The organism is Hyphomonas atlantica corrig. (assembly GCF_000682715.1).
Classification (GTDB): Bacteria; Pseudomonadota; Alphaproteobacteria; order Caulobacterales; family Hyphomonadaceae; genus Hyphomonas; species Hyphomonas atlantica.
Genome location: NZ_AWFH01000028.1, coordinates 1 through 4,949, shown reverse-complemented (window position 1 = coordinate 4,949; position 4,949 = coordinate 1). Strand labels below are relative to the sequence as shown.

Genomic DNA, 4,949 nt, shown 5'->3' with positions numbered 1-4,949 from the left:
GGGGCGGGCGGGGTTACGACAGCACTCCGGGACACAAAGGCCCTTCCTGATCCGCGCTCCACCGCCTTGAGGCTCGCCTGCTGCCCTGGCGGCCGTTTGCCATGGGTCCAGACCGGCCGGGCCACGCCCAGGATACGTCCGCGATCCTGCGGGCCGAAATAGCGTCCATCCACCGAACGGGGATGGGGATTGAGCAGGAAGACCTCATCCGCTTGAAGCGTCCGGCAGCCCTGCCAGACGGGCAGGGCGCTGCCGGACGCCTTCAGTTCGTGCGCGTCAGCCGAGGCGAAACCGTTGATGAAAATCCGTGTCCCGCACCGGCAAATCTCGTCGCCATTAAGGCCTGCGACCTGCTTCAGCAAGGGCCAGCCTGGGCCAACAAGTCCGTCCTCCTCGAGCCAGTGTCTTGTCTCATGAGACGGCTCGAACGCGACCAGATCGGCCTTCGAAATATCCACCGTCCGGGCCACAAAATAGAGCCCCTTGGGCACGCTCTCCGTCCGGTTCCAGACCAAAACCGGCCAATCGATCAGGCGGGCGGCAGTGAGCAGACCGAGCCCGCAGCCCATGGCGAGGAGCGCTGATCTAGGACTCATCGCGCAGACCAGTTCCCATGAAGCGGCGGCTATTGGTATAGGCAATGATGTCCCTGCCGCGATACCAGACCTTGGCGCCGATCTTGTGATAGACCGGCCCGGTTCCGAGCGAGCGCATATTGATCAGCGTCTTTGGCTTGAGCCCCAATTGTCCGGCGGTTTCATCCGTGTTCAGCCAGTCCGTCGGGGCAGGCGGCGTGGGATTCGGCCGCAGGTCCTGGGGGCGAGTGGGATCATCGGACATGGCTGCACCTCTCCTGTCTTGCCGCGCGATGTCAGGCCACACGGTCTGACAGAATTCGCGCCGCGTAAAAGTGTCGAACCCGCGCGTCAGGCGCGCGACACCCTCAGAGGCCCGGGCAGGCCTTAGCGCGCCCAGCCGTCGCGGAGCGGGGTGGCCCCGTCCGCCCACAAGAGAAAGCTGCCCCGGAGCTGAGGGTCCGGAGCAGCCAGGGGAAGCGTCATCCTGCCGTTAGTCGCGCGGGTTCCAGAGGATCACGTGACGGCCTTTGCGGCCCTTGACCGGAGCGAGGTTTGCGAAGATCCGGCGGGGACCGATCTGCGGGTCTGCCAGGGTCAGCGAGACATATTCGCGTCCCGATGCTTTCGCCTTGCGCATCCAGCCGCCGCCGATTTCGGTCGAGGTCTCACCGGCATAGATGCGGTAGTCCGGCTGGCCCTCTTCGGTCTTGTCCGCATTTTTCTCGATGCGGATTGCGGCAGAGAGGTTCATCATTGCGAGGCTGCCTTCGAAGCCGGACTTGGTTTCGCTGACATATCCGAGTGCGTTTGCCATGGGGGTCTCCTTTTCGTTCCTTGGCTAAGTCTCCGGGGACCCCTTGTCCCCGTCGACGCCGGACCGCCCGGACGGACTGAGCCGGGCGTGAACCGCTAGTGGGCGCAGCGCAGCGGAGCACCGGACGGGCGGGGAATTTTGCTGCGCGAGGAAGGCGCGAATGCGCCGGGGAAAATTCTTCGCCTGACCGGTTTCAGGGCCGGGTCAGCGCGTCCAGGTCATAAAGGCAAAGACGGGAGCAAGGGGGCAGGGGCATGCCTTCCGGACAAGAAATCAGACCCCCCTGCAAGCGTCCCGATTGTGTTATTCGAGACCTCAAGATGGGCGATTTTTCTAGAGGCATTTCGCATGGGCCCAAGTATCAGTGCCGCACTGCATACCCGAAAATGAGGAAAGCCGTCCGATGCCAGACACCGGACGGCCCCCTATGCTGTTGAAGAGGAGACGGATGTTCAGGCAGCGTCCTGTTGAGTCTCAGGCGTCTCGTCGGGCGTGGCTACTGCCTTCGCTTCGAACAGTCCCGCGACCCGTCTCCACGCATCGGCAGGCGGTGACCCGGCCCCCTCGACAAGGCGCGTCGGCGGCACCTGCATCCAGCCCGGCCGCCAGTCGGGATTGGCCTTGCAACCCTCGCCCGCGATCCGGTTCGCCAGCACCTGTTTCTGCGCCTTGCCCGTATCTGTCCGGCAGGAGTCTGCGAGCGATGAAGTGGCAATATCTGCAATCATCGCATTGATGGCGCGCTTGTCCTTGGTGAGGTCGAAGAACACCTCGTCCGGCGTCCAAGCCGCCGACAAGTCGGTGCCGCAGACATGCAGAACCGCTTCCACGATTCCGTTTCCGGCCTCGAGTGTCCGGGCCATGACACTTGCCAGAACCGTCAGTACTTCCTCGTCTGACATGGCGAGAAGCGCCGAGAAAAGCTCGCACAAGCGGTAGTCGTCGCCATTCCGGCGAAGCGCGGGACTGACGTTAAGGGCCTTGAACAGGGCATCCGCCTGCGCCGTCGCTTCGACAAGGGCCGCCTCAGATGTCGAGCCTTCCATGCTCGCCTGCGTCTCATCCTTGCGGGCACGCAGCTCGAAAGGCCGAACATCCCACAGCGCGCTGCCAGCCATGGCATGCGCGACCATCAGGCGGAGGGCAATTGCGGGCGACGTGGCAAGGCTCGCCTGCGCGGCGGCATGACGGTGCAGCAGGATATATTCCGCAAGCGGGCCGGACATTTCAGGGCGGATGGCGGCGGCAACAGCATCACTTTCTCCCTTCGCAGCGCGCTCACGCTTGCGGGCCTCGACTGAGCTGATCTGCCCCTCATGGAAGGTCGTCGTGCCGTCATGCCGGATTTCGATGAAGACCTTGCCGCCATCTTCCTTGGCGCACTGGACATGGTCCCAGCGATGGAAATACGCCCCGCGTTCGAGGCAGATCACATCGCTCCAGCCGTCTTCCTTATAGGCCTCGATCCGCTCCGCAATCGCGGCGGATTGGGCCTGCCAGAACTGGTCCGCGTCAGCGAATACGCCATGCTCACCGAACAGGTCGGCCGTCACCTGTCCCTCATAGGCATCAAGGTCGAACAGCGCCTTGTCGGTCGTGATCGTGGTCCCGCCCGTGATCCATGCCTTGCAGGATCGCCCCATGGGCGCGCGGTCTGTTTCGCTCTCCCAGAGCCGCAGCCATTCAGCCTGCTGGTCGGGCGTGGCCAGCGTCAGGGCGCGGATCGTTTCACGGTCAAGCTCGTCCTCGGCGTAGAGTTTCCGGATCGGCCCGGCGAGCGAGGCGAGGGCGAGCACACGCCGCACCAGAAGCTCGGTCACCCCGAAAAAGGTCGCGATATCCTCCACCGGCTTGCCTTCCTCATGCAGCCGCTTGAAGGCTTCATATTGCTCCATCTCGGTCGCAGGCAGACGTCCGACATTCTCGATGACGGACGCTGCAAGGGCAGATGCTTTATCCGTCTCGGTCATGATCGCGCAGGGGACGAGCGGCGTCTTGCCGGTCTCCTTCGCGATTTCCTTCAGGGCGAAGAAGCGGCGGCGTCCGGCAATGACGCCATAGGATTTGCCTTCGCGCCGGACCAGCAGGGTCTGGCGCAAGCCGCTTTCGCGAATGGAGGGCAATATGTCGGAAACGTCCGGTTTCCTGCGCCCATGTCGCATATTGAGTTTCGAAATCCGCAGCTGGTCGAGCGGGATATGTTTCAGGTCAGTCTGTGCCATGAGAGATCTCCTTTTCTGGCGGGTAGAGGGAGAGGCCGAGCTTCCACACGGGCTGTCTCCAGTTGATTTTCGAGTAGGGAAGGCCGTCACTGTCGCGGCTCGCATCCGGGTCGGTTTCACCCCAATCATAATCATGGATCGTGATCACGGGTTCGTGGCCCTCGATCCAGATTTCTGCGACCTGGGCGTCGGCGATGACCAGCGTCATGCGGGGCCGTGGCCCGGGGATTTCGGCAAGGGAGCGAGACGCACTCATGTCGCGGCCCATCCTGTCACGGTCGCGGCGAGGCGCGCGGCAGCGGCGCGGCTTGCGTCCAGCGCCTCCGGCAGGAGCTCGTTCGCAACACTGGTTAGGTAGCTGTTATCTGCCCCCGGATAATTACACTCGACGCCCCAAAGGCTGGCGGCGTGGTCGTCCAGTTCGATCCCGTCGCGCGTCACACAAAGCACGATCCCGCAATAGAACCACTCGCCCTTGCGCCATGCCTCCATCACGGCCTCGGCTTTGGCCTGTGCCTTGGCGAAGCGTTGCCGGAAGCCATTCCGTTCGGGCGGGGAATCGGTCCCCCGGACCGATTCCTGATCCGCCTCACCAATAAAGCCCGGCGCATCCTTATAGAGAGATGGCCAGAATCCATCCTGCCGCTGGTCGGGCGCATCGGGACAATCATCGGCGACAATCCGGGCCGTGAGGGTAAAGCCCTCGGCCTCGCAGCTGATCGCATCGCCTTCACAGGCATAGGCATCGAAGTGTTCGGTAAAGCTCATGACGCCCTCCGAAGCTCGAAACCCATCCGGTCGCAGAGTGCGCGCAGCTCGCGCGCGTCTGCTTCGCTGAGGTCATCACCGGACTGGTGGTAAATCGTGCCCTGCGTGAACCCTTGCGGGGTCTTCACGACATGTGCCCAGCGATAGGGGCCAAGGCCATCTTCGCGCGGTCTTGCCTGAAATCTCGCCATGGCGCTCACCGCGTCCAGAAGACGTGAACGTCTTCGAACCCGGTTTCGAACACCATGATGTCGCCATTCAGCTCCATATCGCGAGCGAGCGCTGACCAGTCGATATAGTATTCGAGGGCTGCGGGGATTTCGGTGCCGGTGTCACGGTGCAGCTCCTCGGCGAAGTCTGCCCGGCTCGCATAGGTGCCCGCATAATCGTCGAAGGCCGCTTCAGCCTGCTCCAGATCATCGCCAAAGTGGCGGTGGACCAGCGCGCCAAGCCTGCCATGTTCGGCAATGAAACCGGCCAGATTGCAGACGGTCTCGAAGCTCGCATATTCCGACAGGTGCGCGCCTTCAAAGCCTTCATGATGTCGGGTAACAGGCCGGTGTTGCC

The 4,949-nt window shown here is 63.1% G+C and carries 8 protein-coding genes; all 8 read right to left on the bottom strand.

What is annotated here, in order from left to right:
- Positions 1–596, bottom strand: a 596-nt coding sequence (locus HY36_RS11365; RefSeq protein WP_051602741.1) for a S26 family signal peptidase, incomplete at its 3' end; no start/stop codon positions are given.
- Positions 586–840 (bottom strand): helix-turn-helix transcriptional regulator, encoded by a 255-nt coding sequence (locus HY36_RS11360; protein ID WP_051602740.1) that lies wholly within the window; start codon positions 838–840, stop codon positions 586–588. The genes HY36_RS11360 and HY36_RS11365, both read right to left, overlap by 11 nt.
- 228 nt (positions 841–1,068) lie before the next feature.
- The gene (locus tag HY36_RS11355; protein ID WP_035552766.1) at positions 1,069–1,392 is read right to left on the bottom strand and encodes a DUF736 domain-containing protein; all 324 of its coding nucleotides are present in this window, start codon (positions 1,390–1,392) and stop codon (positions 1,069–1,071) included.
- Between the two features lie 452 nt (positions 1,393–1,844).
- Positions 1,845–3,614 carry a ParB/RepB/Spo0J family partition protein gene (locus HY36_RS11350; RefSeq protein WP_051602739.1) on the bottom strand — a complete coding sequence of 590 codons (1,770 nt, stop codon included), beginning with the start codon at positions 3,612–3,614 and terminating at the stop codon, positions 1,845–1,847.
- A complete protein-coding gene (locus HY36_RS11345) occupies positions 3,601–3,870 on the bottom strand; it encodes a hypothetical protein (RefSeq protein WP_035552764.1) in 270 nt (89 codons plus the stop codon). Before HY36_RS11345 ends, HY36_RS11350 begins: the two co-directional genes overlap by 14 nt.
- Complete coding sequence (locus HY36_RS11340; RefSeq protein ID WP_035552760.1) at positions 3,867–4,382, bottom strand: hypothetical protein; 516 nt, start codon at positions 4,380–4,382, stop codon at positions 3,867–3,869. Before HY36_RS11340 ends, HY36_RS11345 begins: the two co-directional genes overlap by 4 nt.
- Entirely contained in the window at positions 4,379–4,573 is a 195-nt protein-coding gene (locus HY36_RS11335; protein WP_035552757.1) for a hypothetical protein, read from the bottom strand. The genes HY36_RS11340 and HY36_RS11335 overlap by 4 nt, the downstream gene beginning before the upstream one ends.
- Before the next feature lie 5 nt (positions 4,574–4,578).
- Positions 4,579–4,949 (bottom strand): antirestriction protein ArdA (locus HY36_RS11330; RefSeq protein WP_035552755.1); only part of this gene is annotated, 371 nt, incomplete at its 5' end.